The organism is Halomonas sp. (assembly GCF_014859505.1).
Lineage (GTDB): Bacteria > Pseudomonadota > Gammaproteobacteria > Pseudomonadales > Halomonadaceae > Halomonas.
Genome location: NZ_JACUUD010000053.1, coordinates 1 through 19,847, shown reverse-complemented (window position 1 = coordinate 19,847; position 19,847 = coordinate 1). Strand labels below are relative to the sequence as shown.

21 protein-coding genes are annotated in these 19,847 nt (G+C 68.5%); 3 read left to right on the top strand and 18 right to left on the bottom strand.

The window, feature by feature from the left end:
* Positions 1-145: 145 nt before the first annotated feature.
* Genes IBX53_RS09005 through IBX53_RS08995 form a run of 3 tightly spaced genes read right to left on the bottom strand, consistent with a single transcriptional unit; the run spans position 146 to position 3,524 of the window.
* Positions 146-694, bottom strand: a complete 549-nt coding sequence (locus IBX53_RS09005; protein ID WP_290908204.1) for a hypothetical protein — start codon at positions 692-694, stop codon at positions 146-148.
* 8 nt (positions 695-702) lie between these two features.
* Positions 703-2,508, bottom strand: a complete 1,806-nt coding sequence (locus IBX53_RS09000; protein ID WP_290908201.1) for a TRAP transporter fused permease subunit — start codon at positions 2,506-2,508, stop codon at positions 703-705.
* A gap of 50 nt (positions 2,509-2,558) precedes the next feature.
* Entirely contained in the window at positions 2,559-3,524 is a 966-nt protein-coding gene (locus IBX53_RS08995; RefSeq protein ID WP_290908199.1) for a TAXI family TRAP transporter solute-binding subunit, read from the bottom strand.
* 63 nt (positions 3,525-3,587) lie between these two features.
* On the opposite strand from IBX53_RS08995, the gene IBX53_RS08990 reads away from it, so the two are divergent.
* On the top strand, positions 3,588-3,923 hold the full coding sequence (locus IBX53_RS08990; RefSeq protein WP_290908196.1) for an SDR family oxidoreductase: 336 nt from the start codon (positions 3,588-3,590) through the stop codon (positions 3,921-3,923).
* On the opposite strand, the gene lon is transcribed toward IBX53_RS08990, so the two are convergent.
* The 10 genes from lon to IBX53_RS08940 all read right to left on the bottom strand — a co-directional run bounded on the left by lon (position 3,920) and on the right by IBX53_RS08940 (position 13,910).
* Positions 3,920-6,367, bottom strand: coding sequence for an endopeptidase La (gene lon, locus IBX53_RS08985; RefSeq protein WP_290908195.1), 2,448 nt, complete (start codon positions 6,365-6,367; stop codon positions 3,920-3,922). The two genes, IBX53_RS08990 and lon, sit on opposite strands and share 4 nt — an antisense overlap.
* Positions 6,368-6,456: 89 nt before the next feature.
* Positions 6,457-7,692, bottom strand: coding sequence for a DUF945 family protein (locus IBX53_RS08980; protein WP_290908191.1), 1,236 nt, complete (start codon positions 7,690-7,692; stop codon positions 6,457-6,459).
* 58 nt (positions 7,693-7,750) lie between these two features.
* A complete protein-coding gene (locus tag IBX53_RS08975; protein ID WP_290908188.1) occupies positions 7,751-8,224 on the bottom strand; it encodes a phosphatidylglycerophosphatase A in 474 nt (157 codons plus the stop codon).
* A gap of 2 nt (positions 8,225-8,226) precedes the next feature.
* Positions 8,227-9,210, bottom strand: a complete 984-nt coding sequence (gene thiL / locus IBX53_RS08970) for a thiamine-phosphate kinase (protein ID WP_290908186.1) — start codon at positions 9,208-9,210, stop codon at positions 8,227-8,229.
* A 13-nt stretch (positions 9,211-9,223) separates the two neighbouring features.
* Positions 9,224-9,727, bottom strand: a complete 504-nt coding sequence (gene nusB / locus IBX53_RS08965) for a transcription antitermination factor NusB (protein ID WP_290908185.1) — start codon at positions 9,725-9,727, stop codon at positions 9,224-9,226.
* On the bottom strand, positions 9,724-10,218 hold the full coding sequence (gene ribE, locus IBX53_RS08960) for a 6,7-dimethyl-8-ribityllumazine synthase (protein WP_290908182.1): 495 nt from the start codon (positions 10,216-10,218) through the stop codon (positions 9,724-9,726). The genes nusB and ribE overlap by 4 nt, the downstream gene beginning before the upstream one ends.
* 68 nt (positions 10,219-10,286) lie before the next feature.
* The gene (gene ribBA, locus IBX53_RS08955; protein ID WP_290908180.1) at positions 10,287-11,480 is read right to left on the bottom strand and encodes a bifunctional 3,4-dihydroxy-2-butanone-4-phosphate synthase/GTP cyclohydrolase II; all 1,194 of its coding nucleotides are present in this window, start codon (positions 11,478-11,480) and stop codon (positions 10,287-10,289) included.
* A 200-nt stretch (positions 11,481-11,680) separates the two neighbouring features.
* Entirely contained in the window at positions 11,681-12,826 is a 1,146-nt protein-coding gene (gene ribD / locus IBX53_RS08950) for a bifunctional diaminohydroxyphosphoribosylaminopyrimidine deaminase/5-amino-6-(5-phosphoribosylamino)uracil reductase RibD (protein WP_290908179.1), read from the bottom strand.
* A 28-nt stretch (positions 12,827-12,854) separates the two neighbouring features.
* Positions 12,855-13,337 carry a transcriptional regulator NrdR gene (gene nrdR, locus IBX53_RS08945; protein WP_290908177.1) on the bottom strand — a complete coding sequence of 161 codons (483 nt, stop codon included), beginning with the start codon at positions 13,335-13,337 and terminating at the stop codon, positions 12,855-12,857.
* A gap of 78 nt (positions 13,338-13,415) precedes the next feature.
* Entirely contained in the window at positions 13,416-13,910 is a 495-nt protein-coding gene (locus IBX53_RS08940; protein WP_290908174.1) for a copper chaperone PCu(A)C, read from the bottom strand.
* Positions 13,911-14,401: 491 nt separating this feature from the next.
* Between IBX53_RS08940 and IBX53_RS16245 the strand changes: the two genes are divergently transcribed.
* Positions 14,402-14,680, top strand: a complete 279-nt coding sequence (locus tag IBX53_RS16245; RefSeq protein WP_367171548.1) for a TlpA family protein disulfide reductase — start codon at positions 14,402-14,404, stop codon at positions 14,678-14,680.
* A gap of 56 nt (positions 14,681-14,736) precedes the next feature.
* Entirely contained in the window at positions 14,737-15,498 is a 762-nt protein-coding gene (gene dsbG, locus IBX53_RS08930) for a thiol:disulfide interchange protein DsbG (RefSeq protein ID WP_290908171.1), read from the top strand.
* A gap of 229 nt (positions 15,499-15,727) precedes the next feature.
* Here dsbG and IBX53_RS08925 read toward each other — a convergent pair whose 3' ends face one another.
* The 5 genes from IBX53_RS08925 to IBX53_RS08905 all read right to left on the bottom strand — a co-directional run.
* The gene (locus IBX53_RS08925; RefSeq protein WP_290908167.1) at positions 15,728-16,759 is read right to left on the bottom strand and encodes a c-type cytochrome; all 1,032 of its coding nucleotides are present in this window, start codon (positions 16,757-16,759) and stop codon (positions 15,728-15,730) included.
* 13 nt (positions 16,760-16,772) lie between these two features.
* A complete protein-coding gene (locus IBX53_RS08920; protein WP_290908166.1) occupies positions 16,773-17,423 on the bottom strand; it encodes a c-type cytochrome in 651 nt (216 codons plus the stop codon).
* A gap of 57 nt (positions 17,424-17,480) precedes the next feature.
* Positions 17,481-18,800: an ATP-binding protein gene (locus IBX53_RS08915; RefSeq protein WP_290908164.1), complete on the bottom strand. Its 1,320-nt coding sequence runs from the start codon at positions 18,798-18,800 to the stop codon at positions 17,481-17,483.
* The gene (locus tag IBX53_RS08910) at positions 18,797-19,495 is read right to left on the bottom strand and encodes a response regulator transcription factor (protein ID WP_290908161.1); all 699 of its coding nucleotides are present in this window, start codon (positions 19,493-19,495) and stop codon (positions 18,797-18,799) included. The genes IBX53_RS08915 and IBX53_RS08910 overlap by 4 nt, the downstream gene beginning before the upstream one ends.
* A gap of 176 nt (positions 19,496-19,671) precedes the next feature.
* Positions 19,672-19,847: DUF6691 family protein (locus IBX53_RS08905; protein WP_367171549.1), on the bottom strand; the 176-nt coding region annotated here is incomplete at its 5' end.

Sequence of the window (19,847 nt, the reverse complement as noted above, 5' to 3'; positions counted from 1 at the left end):
CATGTTGCGGCCGGCGGTGGTGGTGCGGGAACGATACTCGGGCATGGTGTCCTCTCGTGGGGCATGCCGCCCGTGGCCGTGCCCGGGCGGTCTTGGTGTCCAGTCAGCCGTCGATTCTGTCATGCGCCCGCCCGTCAGGCCAGGCCTACGCTAGCACCAGCGAGCTGGTATCCGGCAGCGCCGTGGTCCCGTAGAGCACCCAGACATCCTGAGCCGGCCCCAGGTCTTTCACCAGCCGAAGCGACTCAGGATGCTGGCCCAGCACCTCACGGGCACAGATGGCGGCGTCGAAGCGGCCCGCCAGCAGCCCTTCGGCCGCGGCCACAATGGTAGGCGTGTCGCACTGCTCGGCAAAACCGTCGAGGTCCGTGTAAAAACGGGTGGCCGGCTGCCGACCCACACTGCGCGGCGCGGCAACCTCCCCTCGCGACAGCAGTGCCAGCGGGCGGCTGCCGGCGATGAAGGTATCTACCGGATAGGCGCGATGCATATAGCGGCCAACGCAGTCGGCATGGCTGAAGTGGGCCGTGCACTGCAGCACAAGCTCCACTTTCCCCGCCATCAACGCCTCGAAGGCCTCGTGGAACGCGTCGTAGAGGAGAACCTCGTCCTCGGTGCTACCGTGTCGCTCCAGGTAGCGGCGCGCTATCAGCGCATGGTTGCTGCCCTCAGGCCCCAGAGTGGCGATACGCATGCGACCTCCTAGACAAGAAAGATGATCAGAGCGCCGGCCACGATCAGCAGGGCGCGCAGCCACAGCGCCCGCCGCGCGATCACTCCATAGGAGATGCCCGCCAGGCCAACGGCAATCTTGAACCCGGCGAAGACCGCACCGACCGGATCGAAGGCCAGGCGGATCACGTCCGGATTGGCGACCATGGCCAGCGGAATGATATAGAGGCCGATGCCCAGCGCCATGGCCTTGAGGGCGACCTTGAGCCAGTTCTCGCCTACCATCCCGGCGGCGATGAAGACCCCGCCGCACACCGGCGGCGTGATGGTGGAGAGCAGCGCGAACCAGAAGACGAAGAGGTGGGCCAGCAGCGGCTCGAGCCCCAGCGCCGTAAGCGCGGGGCCTGCCACGGAGACGCAGATCACGTAGGCCGCGGTGGTCGGCACTTCCATGCCCAGGATCAGGCAAGCCAGGGCGGTGAGCAGCAGCGCCGGCCACAGCATCTCGTTGGAGAGCGACAGGATGCCCGAAGTGATCTTCACCCCGAGGCCGGTCAGTGAAAGCACCCCGATCACCAGGGAGGCGCAGATGATGATGGCACCGATGACCGCTACCTGGCGCCCCGCCGTCACCAGCGCTTCGGCCACGCGCGAACCAAAGCCGCGCAGCGAGAAGCTCAAGGTGACGTCGAAGAACAGCAGCGCCAGGCCGGCGAAGACCGCCAGGCTCGCCGCGTACTGGGGCGTATAGCCCCCGAGGAAGATCCGCTCCAGCAGCATCACGAAAGGCACCGCAAAGAACAGCGAGGTGATCAGCACTTCGCGCCCGGAGGGACGATCCTCCTCGGCCATCGGCTTCAGGTCATACCGCGTGGCATAGGCGTTGATGCCCACCCAGACGGTAGCGAAATAGAGGATGGCTGGCAGCATCGCCGCCGCCATGATCTGGGTATAGGGGGTACCGGTAAGCTCTACCATGACAAAGGCACCGGCACCCATCAGCGGCGGCATGATCTGCCCGCCCGAGGAGGCCACGGCCTCCACGCCGCCGGCCAGGGAGCGTGGATACCCCAGGCGCACCATGGAGGGAATGGTGATGGCCCCGGTGGAGGCCACGTTGGCCGACGCCGACCCGGAGATCGAGCCCATCAGCGCCGATGAGATGACCGACACCTTGGCCGCACCGCCAGTCAGCCGTCCGGCCACGGCACCCGCCATGTTCATGAAACCGCGGCCCGCTTCACCAGCATTGAGCACGGCGCCAAAGATTACGAAGATCGCCACCACGCCGACGCTCACGCCGGTGAGCGAGCCCCACAGCCCCCCCTCGGAGATGGTCAGGCTGCCGACGAAGCTCTGCATCGGCATACCGGGATGGCCAAACTGCCCGGGAATATACGCCCCGAACATCCCGTAAAGGATGGCGCCCAGCGCCACCGTGGGCAGCGGCCAGCCGATGGCCCGCCGCGCCGTCTCCAGCGCCAGGCCGATCAGGAAGATCCCCAGCGCCATCTGGAAGTGAGTGTCGATAAAGCCGTACTGGTTGGCCAGCGCCTCCTCGTTTAAGGCGATATAGCCGCAGGCCGCCACGCCCAGCACCGTCAGCAGCCATCCGCTCCAGCGCTCGACGCGGTCCCGTGCCAGCAGGATCAGGATCCAGGGAAGGGCCAGCGCCATGTGGATGGGACGGCTGACCAGCGCAGCCGTGAGGCCATAGAAGATCAGCCCCAGGTGAAAGACAACGCTGATCGCCCCCAACACCACCCAGGCCGGGTGCAGGCGCGACTCGACAGCGGCACCGGTCACAGCCGATGTCGGGGAAGAGAGAACAGGCATGAGGACTACCTTGCAGGGCCGGGCCCCGTTATCGGGGCCCGGGCAGGGGATCAGCGCAGTGCATCGGGAATGTCGATGCCGGCCTCATCGTAGTAGCGCAGAGCGCCGGGATGCAGGGTGCCGGCGATATTGCCCACCATGTCGTGGGTGATGCTGCCCCACCAGGCGGTCTCCTCAGCCATGGCATCTCGCCGCTCCCAGAAGGTGCGAGTCAGGGTGTAGGCGGCCTCGTCATCCATGGCGCTGGTGGTATAGGCAATCACCGGCAGCGAGGTGGTCTCGACGTCCTCATCGATGCCCGGATAGGTGCCACCCGGAATGGTCTGACGCGCCGCGCCGGTCATCTCGATCTGTTCATCGGTAAGGCTCACCAGGCTGATGGGCATGCTGGCCGCGGTCTCTATCACGTTGGGGGTCGGGAATGAACTGGCGGTCACGAAGGCGTCGATCTGGCCGTTCTTCAGCGCATCGGGGCCGCTGCCGATGCTGGCGTTGGCCACCTGCACCTTGTCCAGCAGGTCGAACATCTCCAGATAGCGCTCCGCCTCGCGGGCACCGAAGGTGCCGCGACCGATGAGGATGTGCTTGCCTTCCAGGTCCTCGAGACCGATCACTCCCTCATCGCCGGCCGCCACGAAGTGCATGGTGATGGCCGGAATGGGGAACAGACCACGGATCTCCTGGAAGCGCGGGCTCTGACGCTCGGCGAAGGCGCCCTCGCCCGCCAGCGCCTGCTCCACCAGACCCGGCGGCGTGGTGAACACATAGTTGCCCTGACGTGCCATCACCTCCATCACGTTCTGTACCGAACCCTGGCTCTCCTCGAGAGTGAGCACCATCTCCCCCTCGGTGCCCCGGCGAATGGCCTCGGAGAGCTCCACGCCCATCTGGTAGTAGGCGGTTCCCGCCGAAGCGGACTTGTAGGTGACCCGGGTCTCGGCCTGCGCATTGAAAGCGGTGGCGCCGATCAGGATCGCCGTGGCGGATGCCAGCAGGCGGCGGGTAAACGTGGGCATAGCGGTCTCCCTTGGTGTCCAGAATCTGTGATGTTGTGATGGCTTGATTCGCAAATCACTATAATGCCGATTTCCCGAAGGAGGAACTGTTCCGCCATGAGCAAGGGCGCCATCCTGTCCCTGACCCGTGCCCTGGAGGTGGAACTGGGCCCGCAGGGCATCCTGGTCAATGCGGTAGCGCCCGGGCCGGCCAGCGCCGGCATGCAGGACGCCGCCTCCGAATCGCGGCGCCGCTGGCAACAGGCCACGCCCCTTGGCCGGGTAGCCAGGCCCGATGAAGTCGCCCGGGCCGTGTTTCAGCTTGCCTCTCCACTGAATACCTTCATGACAGCGCAGACGCTGGTGCTCGACGGCGGCGCGACCGCCAACCTGGGCGGAGAGCCAGGCAGGCCCACCTAGCCGAACACCACCCTGGCCACGTCCTTGTAGCGCCTGGCGAAGTGCACCGTCACCCCTTCCTTGAGGTGGTCGGGCAGCTCATCAAAGTCGCGGCGATTGGCGTCGGGCAGGATCACCTCGAAGATGCCGCTGCGCCGGGCGGCGATCACCTTCTCGCGGATACCACCCACCGGCAGCACCTGGCCGGTGAGGGTCAACTCGCCGGTCATGGCCAGCGGCCGCTCGATGGATTGGTGCCTGGCCAGCGAGAGCAGCGCCGTGGCCATGGTGACTCCCGCCGAGGGGCCGTCCTTGGGGGTGGCGCCCTCCGGCACGTGCAGGTGCACGAAGGCGGAGTCGAAGAAGTCGGCGTCGGCGCCGTAATCGGCCAGGTGACCCAGCACATAGCTGTAGGCGATATTGGCCGACTCCTGCATCACCTCGCCGAGCTTGCCAGTGAGCTTGAAACCGCGGGTGAGCGAGTGAACCTTGCCCGCCTCGATAGGCAGGGTGGCGCCTCCCATGGAGGTCCAGGCCAGGCCGGTGACCACCCCCTCCCCCTTGAGCACCTGCTCCTTGCGGAAGAGCGGCGCGCCGAGAAAGGTCTCCAGGTTCTTCACCGAGACCTTTACCGGCTGCTGATCGTTCTCCAGCAGTCTCACCGCCGCCTTACGCACGATGCGATGCAGTTGCTTCTCGAGCTGGCGTACCCCGGCCTCCCTGGCGTAGCCCTCGACCACCTGGCGCAGCGCCGCCTCGGTGAGGTTGATGAGTTTCTTCGGGATGTTGGCCCGCTTGAGCAACTTGGGCCACAGGTGATTGCGGGCGATGGCCATCTTCTCCTCGGCGATGTAGCCGGAGAGGCGGATCTGCTCCATGCGGTCGAGCAGCGGTCCCGGGATCGAGTCCAGGGTGTTGGCCGTGCAGACGAAGAGCACCTTGGAGAGGTCCAGGCGCACATCCAGGTAGTGGTCGAGGAAGTCGACGTTCTGCTCCGGATCGAGCACCTCGAGCAGCGCCGAGGCGGGATCGCCCTGGAAGGACTGCCCCATCTTGTCGATCTCGTCGAGCATGATCACCGGGTTCTCCACCTCGACCTCCTTGAGCGCCTGGGCAAGCTTGCCGGGCATGGCACCGATGTAGGTGCGCCGGTGCCCCTTGATCTCCGCCTCGTCGCGCATGCCGCCCACCGAGAAGCGGTAGAACTCGCGCCCCAGCGTCTCGGCGATGGAACGGCCCACCGAGGTCTTGCCGACCCCGGGCGGGCCCACCAGCAGCAGGATGGAGCCGCCCACGTCGCCCTTGAAGGTGCCCTCGGCGAGAAACTCGACGATGCGCTCCTTCACGTCGGCCAGGCCGTCGTGGTCGCGGTCGAGCACCTCTCGGGCGTGGACCAGATCGAGCTGGTCCTGGCTGCGCACCCCCCAGGGCATGCTGGTCAGCCAGTCCAGGTAGTTGCGGGTGGTGCCGTACTCCGGCGAACCGGTCTCCAGCACCGAGAGCTTGTCGAGCTCCTCCTCGATGCGGGTCAGCACCTTGGGCGGCACGACGAGGCTCTCCAGACGGTCGCGGAAGGTGTCGACATCGTTCTCGCGGTCGTCCTTGGAGATGCCCAACTCGCGCTGGATCACCTTGAGCTGCTCGCGCAGGAAGAACTCCCGCTGGCGCTCCTGCATCTGGGCGTTGACCTGGTCGCTGATCTCGCTCTGCAGCTGGGCGACATCGATCTCCTTGCGCAGCAGCGGCAGCACCTTCTGCATGCGGGCGAGTACCGGCAGGGTGGCCAACACGTCCTGCAGCTCGCGCCCCTTGGCGGAGGTGATGGCGGCGGCGAAGTCGGTGAGCGGGCCGGGCTCGTGGGGGCTGAAGCGGTTGAGGTAGTGCTTGAGCTCCTCGCCGTAGAGGGGGTTGATCGGCAGCAGCTCCTTGATGCCGTTGATCAGCGCCATGGCGTAGGCGCGCGCCTCGTCGGCCTCGGCGTCCACCGGCTCGCGGGGGTAACTCACCTCCACCAGATAGGGCGGCTCCTTCGAGAGCCAGCGCTGGATACGAAAGCGCTGCAGGCCCTGGGCGATGAACTGCAGTTGCCCCTCCTCGCCCTGCAGCTTGTGCATCTTGACCGCGGTGCCGATCTCGGGGAAGTCGTCGTGGGCCAGCCCCTCCACGGCGGCCTCGCCGACGAAGGCCAGCCCCACGGTGTGGTGCGACGTCCTGGCGACGCGCTGTATCGTCTCCTCCCAGCGCTCGCGGTTGATCACCAGCGGCTGCACCTGGGCCGGGAAGAAGGGTCGATTGTGGATCGGCAGCAGGTAGATGCGTTCGGGAAGGGTGTCACGGGCCGGCACCATGGCGTGCTGGCCATTACCGCTCTGGTCATCGAGGCCGAAGAGCTCGTCCTCGTCCGGGGAGTCGTGCAGCCACTCCGGCGTATCCGGGTCGTGGTGGCGATCCTGCTCGTCGTTCATGGTTATCGTCCTGATCCGATGATGGCTCATGCCGTTGGCTCAGGAATGCGGGCGAACGGCCGTCACTTCAAGTCACCGGGGAGGAGATATCAGCGCCACAGAGGCGGCATCGGTCGACCGTTGACCCTGAGCCTGCCGCGGATCACGTCGATCTCGAGGTCCTTGGTGCCCAGCGGCAGGCCCAGCCACAGGGCCACCACCGCAGGCACCTCATGCCAGGTGAAGTCGCCGTCCAGCCGCGACAGCCAGCGGGCCTGCTCGGCCTCGTCATCGAGACGCACCAGGCTCAGCTCGTCGAGGCGGCGCGGGTCGAAGAACAGCGCCCCGTCGGCGCGGGCGGAGAGCCCCAGCATGGGGCTCTCCAGGACCACCTGGGTGAGGTCCAGGCGCGGCGAGTCGATCAGGGTCCCCAGCAGTTCCGGCTCCAGGCGGGCGAGCAGCTCCCGGAGGGAGAGCTCTCGGGCCTCGGCCGCCACTCGTCGCAGCCCGGCCAGTGCCTCGCGCAGCGCGTCGGCATTGATCCGCGACACCTCCATGGCCACACGCCCGGTCAGCAGCACCTGTTCGGCCGCCAGCACCTCGCCAAGGGTCAGCTCGCTGTCGATGCGCAGCTCGCTGTCATCGAGCTGCATGCGGCTGCGGTAGAGCAGCTCATGGGCCTCGAGTTCCAGGCCGGGCTGTTGCCAGACCAGCTGGTCGATACGCAGCAGGTCCAACTGGGTGAAGTGGTGGGCGCCGGCGGTATAGGCATAGCGACTCTCCAGGGAGACCGGCCCGGACTCCAGCGTGGCTGTGCCGTCGGTCAGCCGCCAGGGCTGCAGCCGAGCACGCAGTCGCCAGTCGCCCTGCTGTCCCCCGAAGCCGATCTGTCCACCGCGAAAGTCGAGCTCGCGGGGGCCCTGGCTGATGAGGAAGGGGGCCAGCTGAATGCTGCCCTCCAGGGTGCCGCCCAGGGTCTGGTAGCGGGCATGCCAGCGTGGAGGGCTCGACGGCAGCCAGTCGCCAAACAGGCGCAGCTGGCGGGTGCCGGTGAAGGGGCGCGCGTCACCCTCGACGCGCGTACTGAAGACGCCGTGGCGAGCCGCGTAGGAGAGCTCGAGCCGCCAGCCGTCGCCCAGCACGGGGGAGACCTGCACGACCCCGGAAGAGCCCAGCCAGCCCCGCTCCACCTCGCTGCGCTCCATTACCATCTCACCGCGGGCCTCCAGATCCACCAGAGCGCGGACCAGTTCCCGCTCGAAGAGCCAGGAGGCGAGGTACTGAGCCACCGCCCAGGCCACGGCCAACGCCACCACCACGGGGACGATCAGTCGTTCCTTGCGCATAGCACCCCCTTCCCTGCTCGACGTCGCCCGGGTGGGCGAGCCGCAACGCCTCAGCCGCTCAGTGTAGCCAGAACCAGATATGCATGATGCTCCAGGCGTAGATGCCTGCCATCACGTCGTCGATCATGATGCCGAAGCCACCCGCCACCCGGCGGTCCGCCCAGCGGATCGGCCAGGGCTTGATGACATCGAAGATGCGGAAGAGCACGAATCCCCACAGTGCCGCCTCCCAGGAAAAGGGTACCGCGGCCATGGTGATCCAGTACCCCACGAACTCGTCCCAGACGATACCGGAGTGGTCATGGACACCCAGATCACGGGAGGTCTTCTCGCACAGCCAAACTCCCCAGACGAAGGCCACGAACACCACCGACAGGTACCAGCCCAGGGGCAGTTCGGAGAGCAGCCAGTAGAAGGGAATGGCGGCCAGGGTGCCGAAGGTCCCCGGAGCCCAGGGCGATGCCCCGCTGCCCAGACCGAAGGCCAGGAAGTGGATCGGGCGATGCCAGACGCTGGCAGGCGCATTCTTCATTTTCATAGGCTTCCCCCCGGGGACGACCGACCATGAAAGTGCTGCCAGCCGCCTTGCCCCTGGTCCTCCACACCTCGCAGACCGGGCTCGGCCTCGAGGCGACCGATGACGGTGAGCGGCAGGCCCAGGGCAGCGAGTCGCGCGCTGGCCTCGTCGACGCGTTCACCGGGAATGGTCACCAGCAGCTCGTAGTCGTCGCCGCCGGTCAGCGCCGCCTGGCGGGCTCCCTCCTCGCCCAGCGCCGCGACCAGCCCCTCGGCCAGTGGCAGCGCCTCGGGCGCGAGGGTCGCCCCGACGCCGGAGCGCTCGAGGATATGACCCAGGTCGGCCAGCAGGCCGTCGGAGACATCGATGGCGGCACTGGCCAGCCCCACCAGCGCCTCGCCGGCCGCCAGGCGCGGCTGGGGCCGCAGATATCGGACCAGCAGCGGATGAGACGGGGCGCGTTCGCCGCGCTGCCAGAGCGCCAGGCCGCCGGCGCCGCCCCCCAGCGCGCCGGTCACCGCGACGAGATCGCCCGGGCGCCCGCCATGGCGGGTCAGCGCCGCCCCGGGCGCCACCTCTCCCATCACCGTGACGCCGATGGCGGTGGCCCCCCGGGTCACGTCGCCACCCACCAGCGCGGCGCCGCTGGCCTCGGCGAGCGCGCGAAAGCCCCGCGAGAAACCCTCCAGCCAGGCCTCGTCGGCCTCGGCCAGGGTCAGCGCCATCAGGCACCAGCGGGCGCGGGCGCCCATGGCCGCCAGGTCGCTGAGGCTGACCGCCAGGGCACGATGGCCCACCGCGTCGGCGGGCGCGTCCTCGGGGTAGTGAATGCCGGCCACCGAGGTATCGACGCTCACCGCCAGCTGTCGCCCCGCCGCGGGGACCAGCAGCGTGCAGTCGTCCCCCACCCCCAGCGCCACACCGGCATCGGGGCCGGGCGGCGACGGGGTGAAGTAGCGGGCGATCAGCTCGAACTCACTGTGCTGACTTTGGCTGGGCATGGGGACATCCCCTTCAGCGGCGGCGGGCGGCCACCTCGGCGGAGCGCAGGCGTCCGGCGAGCTTGTCGAGGATGCCGTTGACGTACTTGTGACCGTCGGTAGCGCCGAAGGTCTTGGCCAGCTCCACGCCCTCGTTGATCACCACCCGGTAGGGTACCTCCAGGCGCCGGGAGAGCTCATAGGCCCCCAGGCGCAGGATGGAGAGCTCGATGAGGTCAAGCTCCTCGAGCTTGCGGTCGAGCAGCGGAGAGATGGAGGCATCCAGGTCGGCCTTGAAGCGCGCCACGTTGTGCAGCAGCTCATGGAAGAGCGCCAGGTCGGCGATCTCCATGACCTTGAGCCAGTTCTCGTGGTCCTCGAGGTCGTCATCGGCCAACTGGCTGCGAAACTCTGCCTCCACCGCGCTGATCGACTTGCCGGTCATCTGCCACTGATAGAGTCCCTGCACCGCCAGTTCCCGAGCGGCGCGGCGTGAAAGCTGCGCCTTCGAGGGTCCGCGGTCACGCTCGCGACTCATGCCTCTTCCCCGTCGTCGTCACCGAAGCAGCGCAGCAGCGAGACCATCTCCATGGCCGCCATGGCCGCCTCGGCACCCTTGTTGCCGGCCTTGGTACCGGAGCGTTCGATGGCCTGCTCGATGGAGTTGACGGTGAGCACGCCGTTGGCGATAGGGGTCTCGAACTCCAGCTGCAGGGCACCCAGGGCCGAGTTGCAGCCGCCGGCCACGTACTCGAAGTGGGGAGTGCCGCCGCGGATGACCGCGCCCAGCGCGATCACCGCATCGGGATGGGCCACCCTGAGGACCTTCTTGACCGCCAGCGGCAGCTCCCAGGCACCCGGCACGTGGACGATATCGATGTTCTCGCCGGCGACGCCGTGGCGCACCAGGCTGTCGACAGCCCCCTCCACCAGGCTGTCGACCACGTGATGATTGAAACGGCCCACGACGATGACGTAGCGGCCGTCCACGTCGATGAAGCTGCCTTCCACTTGAGAAATGGGTTCCATGTCTGTCTTCCTGATGATGCTGGGGCGCGACCCATGGCCGCGCCCGCACGATGGTCGGGGCGTCGGCGTCAGGCGCCGCGGGTCTCGGAGGCGTCGGTGTCGGCCTCGGCAGCGTCTGCCGCGGCGACGTCCTCGGGGCTCAGGCGCTCGACCACTTCCAGGTCGAAGCCGGAGAGGGCCGAGAACTTCCAGGGGGAGCTGAGCAGGCGCATCTTGCTGACGTTCAGATGACGCAGGATCTGCGAGCCGGTGCCGATGGTCAGGTAGTTGCCGGCACCGTCGGAGGCGCTGTTGCGTGGCGCCCGCCGGCGCTCCAGGAAGGTATCCAGATAGTCGCGCAGGTCCTGGCGGGGGCGGCCGTCGTCGAGCAGCACGAAGACACCACGTTCGGAGCGCGCCACCTCGGCGATGGCCCGCTGGGAGTTCCACAGGGCGCCGTCGCCCTTCTGCAGTCCGAGCAGGTCGCGCATGGCGTCGGCCAGGTGCACGCGCACCGTGGTGGGCGTCTCGGGGCTGGGGCGCCCCTTGACCAGCGCCAGGTGGTGGGCGCCCTGGATGCTGTCGCGGAACACGTGCAGGGTCAGTTCGCCGTGGGCGGTGTGAACCGGCGTGGCTTCCACGTGCTGTACGGTCTGCTCGTTGTGGATGCGGTAGTGGATCAGGTCGGCGATGGTGCCCATCTTCAGGCCGTGCTCGGCGGCGAAGCGCTCGAGCTCCGGGCGGCGCGCCATGCTGCCGTCATCGTTCATGATCTCGCAGATCACGCCGCTGGGGTCGAGCCCGGCCAGGGCGGAGAGGTCGCAGGCCGCCTCGGTGTGGCCCGCCCGGCGCAGCACGCCGCCGGGCTCGGCCATCAGCGGGAAGATGTGCCCCGGCTGGACGATATCCGCGGCGGTGGCATCCCGCGTGACCGCGGCCTGAACGGTACGCGCACGGTCGGCGGCAGAGATGCCGGTGGTCACCCCTTCGGCGGCCTCGATGGAGACGGTAAACTTGGTGGCAAAGCCCGACCCGTTGTCGGTGACCATCAGCGGCAGCTTGAGACGCTCGCAGCGCTCGCGCGTCATGGGCAGGCAGATCAGCCCGCGACCGTGGCGCGCCATGAAGTTGATGTGCTCGGCCTGCACCTTCTCGGCAGCCATGATCAGGTCGCCTTCGTTTTCGCGATCCTCATCGTCCATGAGGATCACCATCTTGCCCTGGCGGATATCCTCGATCAGGTCCTCGATGGGAGCCAGACCACCGGCAGTTGAGTTCACCATGAGATCTCCAGAAATTCAGCCTGGCGGGCGTCGGCAGACGGCGACAGCGGTGTCGTCCGCAGGCAGCACTCCGCCTCGAAACGGCGTCAGGTTACCGTGGCGCGGCGTCGGGCGCCAGTAAAGAGCCCGTGGCGCGGCGTCGGGCGCCAGTAAAGAGCCCGTGGCGCGGCGTCGGGCGCCAGTAAAGAGCCCGGCGCCCCTTATCGCGCGGCCAGCGTACGGCGCTCGGGCCGGGCGGTGATGCGCCAGTCGCGGCCCACAGCGCGGATATCAAGGATCGCCAGACCCCGCTGCTGGGCCATGGTCTCGATGCCGGCGAGCTGAAACAGCGGCCGGGCCTCGCCACCCAGCAGGGTCGGCGCCACGAACAGCTGCATCTCGTCCACCAGGCCCTGGTCGAGCATGGCGCCGGCCAGTGTCGCGCCGGTCTCCAGCAGCACCTCGTTGGCCTGTTCCACGTCGGCCAGATAGCGCAGCAGGGCATGGAGGTCGACTCGCCCACCGGCGTCGGCCGGCAGCGCCACCACCTCGGCGCCAGCGGCCTCGAGCCGTTCGCGCCGCCCCGCCTCGTGGTCCTCGACCGTGGCCACCAGGGTGCGGCCGGGCTCGGTGAGGCAGGCCGCGGCCTCGGGCAGGCGCAGTCGGCTGTCCACCACCACCCGAAGGGGCTGGCGGCCGGCGATCAGCTCCACGCCGTCGAGCTCGGCCTGCTCGGGGCGCACGGTGAGGCGCGAGTTGTCGAAGATCACCGACTCCACCCCGGTCAGCACGGCACTGGAGCGGGCGCGCAGGCGCTGCACCTCCCGACGGGCCTGGGGGCCGGTGATCCACTGGGACTCGCCGGAGCGCATGGCGGTGCGCCCGTCCAGGCTCATGGCCATCTTCAGCCGCACGAAGGGGCGGCCGTGGTCCATGCGCATGATGAAGCCGGGGTTGAGCGCGCGGGCCTGTTCTTCCAGCACACCGACCACCACCTCGATGCCGGCCTCGCGCAGCAGAGCGATGCCGCGACCGGCCACGGCCGGATTGGGGTCGGCCATGGCCACCACCACCCGCGCCACGCCGGCCTCGACCAGCGCCACCGCGCAGGGCCCGGTACGGCCCTGATGGGAGCAGGGTTCCAGGGTGACATAGGCAGTCGCACCGCGGGCGGCTTCGCCGGCCTGGCGCAGGGCGTGGACCTCGGCGTGGGGCTCGCCGGCGCGCAGGTGGAAGCCCTCGCCGACCAGGCGCTCGTGCCTGACCAGAACGCAGCCGACGCGGGGATTGGGGTCGGTGGTATAGAGGCCGCGACGGGCCAGTTCCAGAGCCCGGGCCATCCAGGCTTCGGGGGGCTGTTTGGCCATGGGATTCCTTGGGGTCGGGTATGCGCCGTCAGCCTCGCGGCTCGTCGGGGCCGAAGGTGGGCTCCTGGGCCAGGCGGTCGATCTCGGCGCGGAACTCGTCGATATCCTGGAAGCTGCGGTAGACCGAGGCAAAGCGGATGTAGGCGACCTGGTCGAGACGCTTCAGGGCGAGCATCACCTGCTCGCCGATATCGCGGGCGTGGATCTCCCGCTCGCCTCGGGCCCGCAGGGTCTGGCGGATGCGCTGCACCGCCGCCTCGATGGCCTCGGCGCTGACCGGACGCTTCTCCAGCGCCCGCAGCATGCCGGCCCTCAGCTTCTGCTCGTCGAAGGATTCGCGGGAGCCGTCGGCCTTGATCACCCGGGGCATCACCAGCTCGGCGGTCTCGTAGGTGGTGAAGCGTTCGCCGCAGGCCACGCACTGGCGGCGACGACGCACCTGATCACCCTCGGCGACCAGTCGCGAATCGGTGACCTTGGTGTCATGGGTACCGCAGAAGGGGCAGTGCATCGCTGGGTTCCGGGCTGGAATGACGGGAGCGTTGACGCATTGTAGCGACTGCGACCGCCCCCGCCCAGCATGGCCCTGTCAGTGGCCCTGGTGGCCGCCACCGTGGCCGGGCATGCCGCCACCCATCACCTCGATGCGCTTGACCGGGGCCGAGAGGGTCAGGGTCTCGTCGCTGTCCAGCACCAGGGTGATCTCGACCTCGTCCCCCTCGTGGAGCGGCGCCATCAGGTCGATCAGCATCAGGTGCAGGCCACCCGGGGCCAGCTCGGTGCTGGCGCCGGCGGGCACGCCGATCTCGTCCACGCGGCGCATCTGCATGACACCGTCCACGTCCACATGGTTGTGCAGTTCGGCGACCCGGGCGGCCGGCGAATGGGCGTCGACCACCGCCAGGTCGCTATCGCCCCGGTTATGCAGCACCATGAAGGCCGCTGTGGTGGTGGATACCGGCGGCACGGCTCGCACCTGGGCGTTCTCGACCGCCAGGGACTGGGCCAGCACGCTCTGGCTGGCCAGCGCCAGGGCCAGGCCGACAAGGGCGACGCGAAGGGAAGGCAGGGCGAGCTGGACCATGGGAGAAGTTCCTTGTGCGAATGTGGCGGCGGGTATGACTCGCCATCCTACTGCCGAGCGGGCGAAAAGGTCTTGCGACATAACGCCCCACGCCGCCGCTGCGGCACGCTGGATAATACCCCGCTAATCCACGACTGACACTCTCGCTACGGGCGGCAGGCCAGGAGGCCCCCGAACACCTCGACCCTCACGGAGCTCTCCATGCACGGACTGAACCAGAGTATCGCGATCGGCCCGCTGAGTCTCTCCATCGGCCAGCTACTGATCGTGCTGGCCTTCGGCATCGCCCTGCTCGCCGGGGCGCTGATCGGCCGGCGCCTTCACCTGGGGACTCACCGCCGGCCCTCTGCTGCTGCTCGAGGGTCAGAGCCGCCCTCTGCCGGACACCCCGCTGGCCACCCTCGCGGGAGAGCCCGTCGACCTGCCCGCCCTGGCCGAACGGGAGGCCCGGCCCATGGTGGTCAACCTGGTGCCCACCGTGCCGCCGCGAGATGCCGGTCTTCCAGCAGGCCCAGCGGGAGGAGCAGGACATCACCTTCGTGTTCGTCAACCAGGGCGAGGACGAGGCCCTGGTGAACCGTTTCCTCGACCACGAGTCCCTCTCCCTGGAGAACGTGCTGCTGGATGCCCGCAACGCCCTGGGCGATGCCACCGGCGCCATGGCCATGCCGACCACCCTCTACTACGACGCCGAGAGGCGCCTGGTGGACACCCACTTCGGCGAGCTCTCCCGGGCCACCCTGCAGCGCGGGCTGGAGCGCCTGCGCTGAGACCCCCGGCCGAGCCCTGTCTGTTTCATTGCCCCATCATGAGAAAGGACCTCCCCATGCGACTGCCCTACTGCCTGATTTCCGCCAGCGTACTGACCCTTGCCGCTGCCACCACGAGCCTGGCCGATGACCACTGGCCCGCACCGGTTCAGGCACTCGCCAGCCAGGGTCTGGAGATCCACGCCGAGTTCGAGGCTCCCGGGGGCTTCAAGGGCTTCGCGGCCAGCTACCCGAGCGGCGAGGTGGCCATCTACCTGACCCCGGACGGCAAGCACGCCATCGTCGGCACCCTGGTGGACGCCGAGGGCAACGACCTCTCCGATGCCGCCCTGGACGAGCATGTGCGCGCCGCCCAGTTCGTCGAGGTATGGGAGCGCCTGGAGCAGAGCCACTGGATCCAGGACGGCGACGCCGAGGCGCCGCGGGTGGTCTACACCTTCACCGACCCCAACTGCCCCTACTGCCGGCAGTTCTGGGAGGCGGCGCGGCCCTGGGTGGAGGCCGGCGAGGTGCAGCTGCGCCATATCATGGTGGGCATCCTCGCCTCCAGCAGCCCCGCCAAGGCGGCGACCCTGCTGGGCGCCGAGGACCCGGCCGCGGCGCTGCACGCCCACAGCGACGGCGGCGACGAGATCGTGCCCACCGCTCAGGCGCGCGAGATCGAGGAGCAGGTCTACGCCAACAACCAGCTCTTCGAGGAGCTGGGCATGATCGCCACCCCCTCCACGCTGTTCCGCGACGGGGATCGGGTCGATCGCGTCCAGGGGCTGCCGAACGACGAGCGGATGATCGAAGTGATGGGCGGCAAGGCGCCCTGACCTGAGTGACCGGGCCCTGATGACAAGCGCCCCGCCCGGACGGACCGGGCGGGGCGCTTTTTTGGTGCTTGACAGATCATCGCTACGGTCAGCCGAGGTCGAGCACTGACCTGTAGGAGCTGGGCTCCGCCCGGCGAAGGGAGACCGAAGGGCTTCTGGGCGGCGTTGAGTCCCGCAAGCAACCCCGCCGGGGGCGCCTGCGGCGCCATTCGCGCAATAAATGGCGCTCCTACTGGGCTTTCAGCTCCTTGAAGCGCGGCTGGCCGATGTTCCAAGGCTTGACCTCATCGCCCTTCTCGCCCCAGTTGGCGTGATCGGCAAGGATCTCGCCGTTCGGCCCTTCCTGGCCGTAGAGGGAGGTGCGGTGGAAGCTGGGGCCGAAGCGCTCCAGGGTCTCGGCCACGTCGCCGGTGTAGCGCGGATCCTGCGGGCGCTCCTGGCTGCTCATGTAGTAGGCGATGTCCCAGGCCTCCTGGTCGGAGAGCGACAGCGGCTGGCCCAGCGGCATGTTGTTCTTGATGAACCCGGCCGCGGTATGGACGCGCACTATGCCGGCCCCCCAGTTGTTGGAGCCGTCGCCCCAGGGCGGCGGGAAGACATACTCGCCGTTCTGGTAGTAGCCGGAGCCGTCCTCGCTGTGGCAGATCGCGCAGTTCTCTACATAGAGTGCCTCGCCGTTCTCGTAGCTAAGCTCGTCGGGGCGATCCGGCGCCGGGAACCCACGCCCATAGATCGGCTGGTCGGGGTACATGGGCGCGCCCTTGGCCAGCCACTGGTGGTAGGCGGTCAGCGCCAGCATGTCGTCGCTGCCGTACTCGGGCGGCACGCCGTTCATGGAGTAGGCGAAGCAGCCGGCGATGCGCTCCTCCAGGTTGTTGACGTGGTCGTTCTTGCCGCGGTAGTTGGGCAGGGTGACCGCCGCCGCCCACACCGGGGCGCTGAACGGCTGGCGGCCCTCGCCCAGGTGGCAGCTCGAGCAGTTCATGTCGTTGTAGACATTCTCGCCGCGCAGCTGCTGGGTGTTGGTGAAGAGGTCATAGCCGCGACGGATGACCTGCTTGGTCTCCGGGTGCAGATCGGAGGCCTCGAGATCCGCCATGGTCGGCGGAATGTGCACCAGCTCGCCCTCCAGGGGAGCCGGATAGCCCATCTCCACCAGGGTCTCGACCGCCGGATGCAGGGTCTCGGCGCTGGCCGCCAGGCTGATGCCCGCCACCACGGTGGCGCTGGCCACGGCCAGGGTTGTCCTGTTGAGTTTCATGCTCTGCTCCCCCTTATTCGGACGCCACGGCCTGGCTGGCCAGCCAGGCCGCCACGGCGGTGATGTCCTCGTCACTCATGCGCTTGGCGATGGCGCCCATGAGGTTCTGCGGGTCATTGCCGCGCTCGTCGGCCTGCCAGGCGCGCAGCTGCTTCTCGATGTAGCCGGCGTGCTGACTGGCGATGCCCGGGAAGGTATCGCCGACGCCCTCGTTGCGCGGGCCGTGGCAGCTCTTGCAGGAGACGATGTACTGATCCCAGTCGCCGCGCAGGGCGAGCTGCTCGCCGCGGGCCAGCAGCACGTCATCGACGTCGCCACCCTGGGCAGCGGTGACCGGCATCTCGCTGTAGTAGGCCGCCACGTCGGCGATCTGCTGGTCATCGAGCATGTTGGCGAAGGCCATCATTGAGGCGTTCTGGCGACGACCTCCCTTGAAATCATGCAACTGCTTGGCAATATAGTCGGCGTCCATTCCTGCCAGGCGCGGCCAGGATTCGCCGCCGGGCACGTTCATGCCGCTGCCGTCGGCCTGGTGACAGGCCACGCAGGTCCCCGCGGCCGCCTGTCCCCGCTCGGCGTCGCCTTCCAGCGCCATGGCCTGACCGGCGGCCAGGCCGACGCCCAGCAGCAGGCCGAGCCCGCCCGTGATCCTCTTGCTGGTCATGTGGTTTCCCCCTTGTTGTCTCATCGACCCCGGTACGGCGTGTTCGGTACGGGGTGTTCAACGACCCGCCTTGACCGGCACGGTCAGGCAGGCCTCCAGCCCGGCCCCGTCGGGGCGGGCAAACTCGAGCCGGCCGGCGAAACGCTCGGCGATGGCCACTACGATGGCCAGGCCAAGGCCGCTGCCGCGCTGCTTGCTGGCGCGCCAGAAGCGCTGGGCCATCTGGCCGAGGGCCTCATCGTCGACGCCGGGACCGTGGTCGCGCACCCGGAAGGTCAGCTCACCCGCCGCCTCGTCCAGGCGAGCAGTGACCGTCACCGGGGCACCCTCGCCAGCATGGCGCAGGGCGTTGTCCACCAGGTTGCGCAGCGCGGTAACGGCCAGTTCCCGGGGCAGTGCCAGCTCTACCTCGGGCCACGCCTCGGGCAGCACGAAGCGTTCCAGATCCACCCCGGTATCGCGCAGGGCCAGCTCGACCACGTCGACCACCCGGCTCGGCTCGCCGTCCTCGAACTGCACGCGCCCCTCTACCCTGGCCAGCATCAGCAGCTGGTCGAGGATCCGCGCGAGCCGCCCCACTCCCTCCTCAGCATAGGCCAGCGACCGGCGGGCGGCGTCCCCCTCCACCCGGCTCGCCACCTGCAGGTGGGTCTTGATGGCAGTGAGCGGCGTCTTCAGCTCGTGGGCGGCATCGCTGGTGAAACGCTGCTCGCGCACGATGGCCTGCTGAATCCGTGCCAGCAGGGTGTTGAGCGTCTCGATCAGCGGACGCAGCTCCATCGGCACCCCGTAGGTCGCTACCGGCGCCAGGGCTTCCGGGTGGCGTCGCGCCAGGGAGTCGCGCAGACGGGAGAGCGGTGCCAGGCCCCGCCACACGCCCAGCCACAGCGCGGCCATGCTGCCCAGCAGCGCCACGGCGAAGGGCACCACCGCCACCTGGAAGACATTGCGCAGCAGGATGTCGCGCTCGTCCATGCGGTCGGCGGTGGTGATGGTCAGCCCGCCGCGCTCGTAGGTGAACACCCGCCAGGTGACGCCGCCCTCCTCGCGGTAGGCATGGCCCTGCTTGCCCGGCGCCAGAATCGTCTCGAGGTCAGTGTGGGTACGCGCCATGATCTCGCCGCGAGGGGAATGCACCTGGCAGGCCAGCCCCTCGATGGGCGGGATCGACAGCGCCCGCTGATCGGCCTGGAGCCAGACTTCCTCGGGGAGCTGGGCCATCAGCCCGGCCACCATGCGCGCCGACTGGGCCAGGCGCTGGTCCAGAGTGGCCACGAACTGCTCCTCGAGGTCGCGCATCAGCCAGGCCGCGGCCAGGCTCCACAGCAGCGCCAGGGTCAGCCCCAGGGTCACCAGCAATCGCGTGCGCAGGCTCATCGTCGCGCCTCGTCATCCGCCGCGACCACCACCGCTGAGGCTTTACCAAGCCGGTAACCCAGCCCGCGCACGGTCTCGATCACCCGGCTGCCGAGCTTGCGGCGCAGGTGATGGATATGCACGTTGAGGGCGTTGCTCTCCACCTCGTCGTTCATGCCGTAGAGGCTATCCTTGAGCTGGTCGGCGGAGAGCACACTGCGCGGCGACTGCAGGAATATCTCCAGCAGCACCAGCTCGCGGCGCGACAGTGCGACCGGGCGCCCCGCCACGGTGACCTCCCGGGCCAACGGGTCCAGACACAGCGCCCCGTGCTCGATCAGAGAACGCGGTCGTCCGGCGGCACGGCGCAGCAGCGCCTGCAGCCGCGCCACCAGTTCGTCGAGGTCGAAGGGCTTGACCAGGTAGTCATCTGCCCCCCCATCCAGGCCCGCCACACGGTCCTGCACGGTATCCCGCGCGGTCAGCACCAGCACCGGGGTGATGATCCCGGCGGCGCGCCACTCCTCCAGCAGTGCCAGGCCATCGCCATCGGGCAGCCCACGGTCGAGGATCACGACGTCACTGGAGACGGTCTCCATGGCGCTGCGCGCCTCGGCCATCGTCTCCACATGGTCGACCACGAAATCGTGGACGTTCAGGCCAGCCTGGATACCGGACGCGACCAGAACGTCATCCTCGATCAGCAATACGTGCATGTGGAATCCTCGTCATAGTGGACATCCTGGCATCCGGCGATTAAGCCGGCGTTAGCCAGCGACCAAGGTCCAACGGTATGGGCATTTCCCTTGACCCAGATCAAGCATCGGTCTCACAACGCAAGCGTCCCCGCCGGCACAGGCCGACGGGGACGCCCTCACGAAAGTTCTCGGCATCAACCCCGCGCGGGAATCGCCCTGGCCAGGAACCAGCCGGCCACCATGGCCACCAGCATGGCGACGAGCGGGCCGGTGAGCCCGGCGATGGAGGCGAAGGCCGGTCCCGGGCAGTAGCCGGAGAGCCCCCAGCCGATGCCGAACAGGGCGGCACCGCCGATCAGGCGAGCATCGA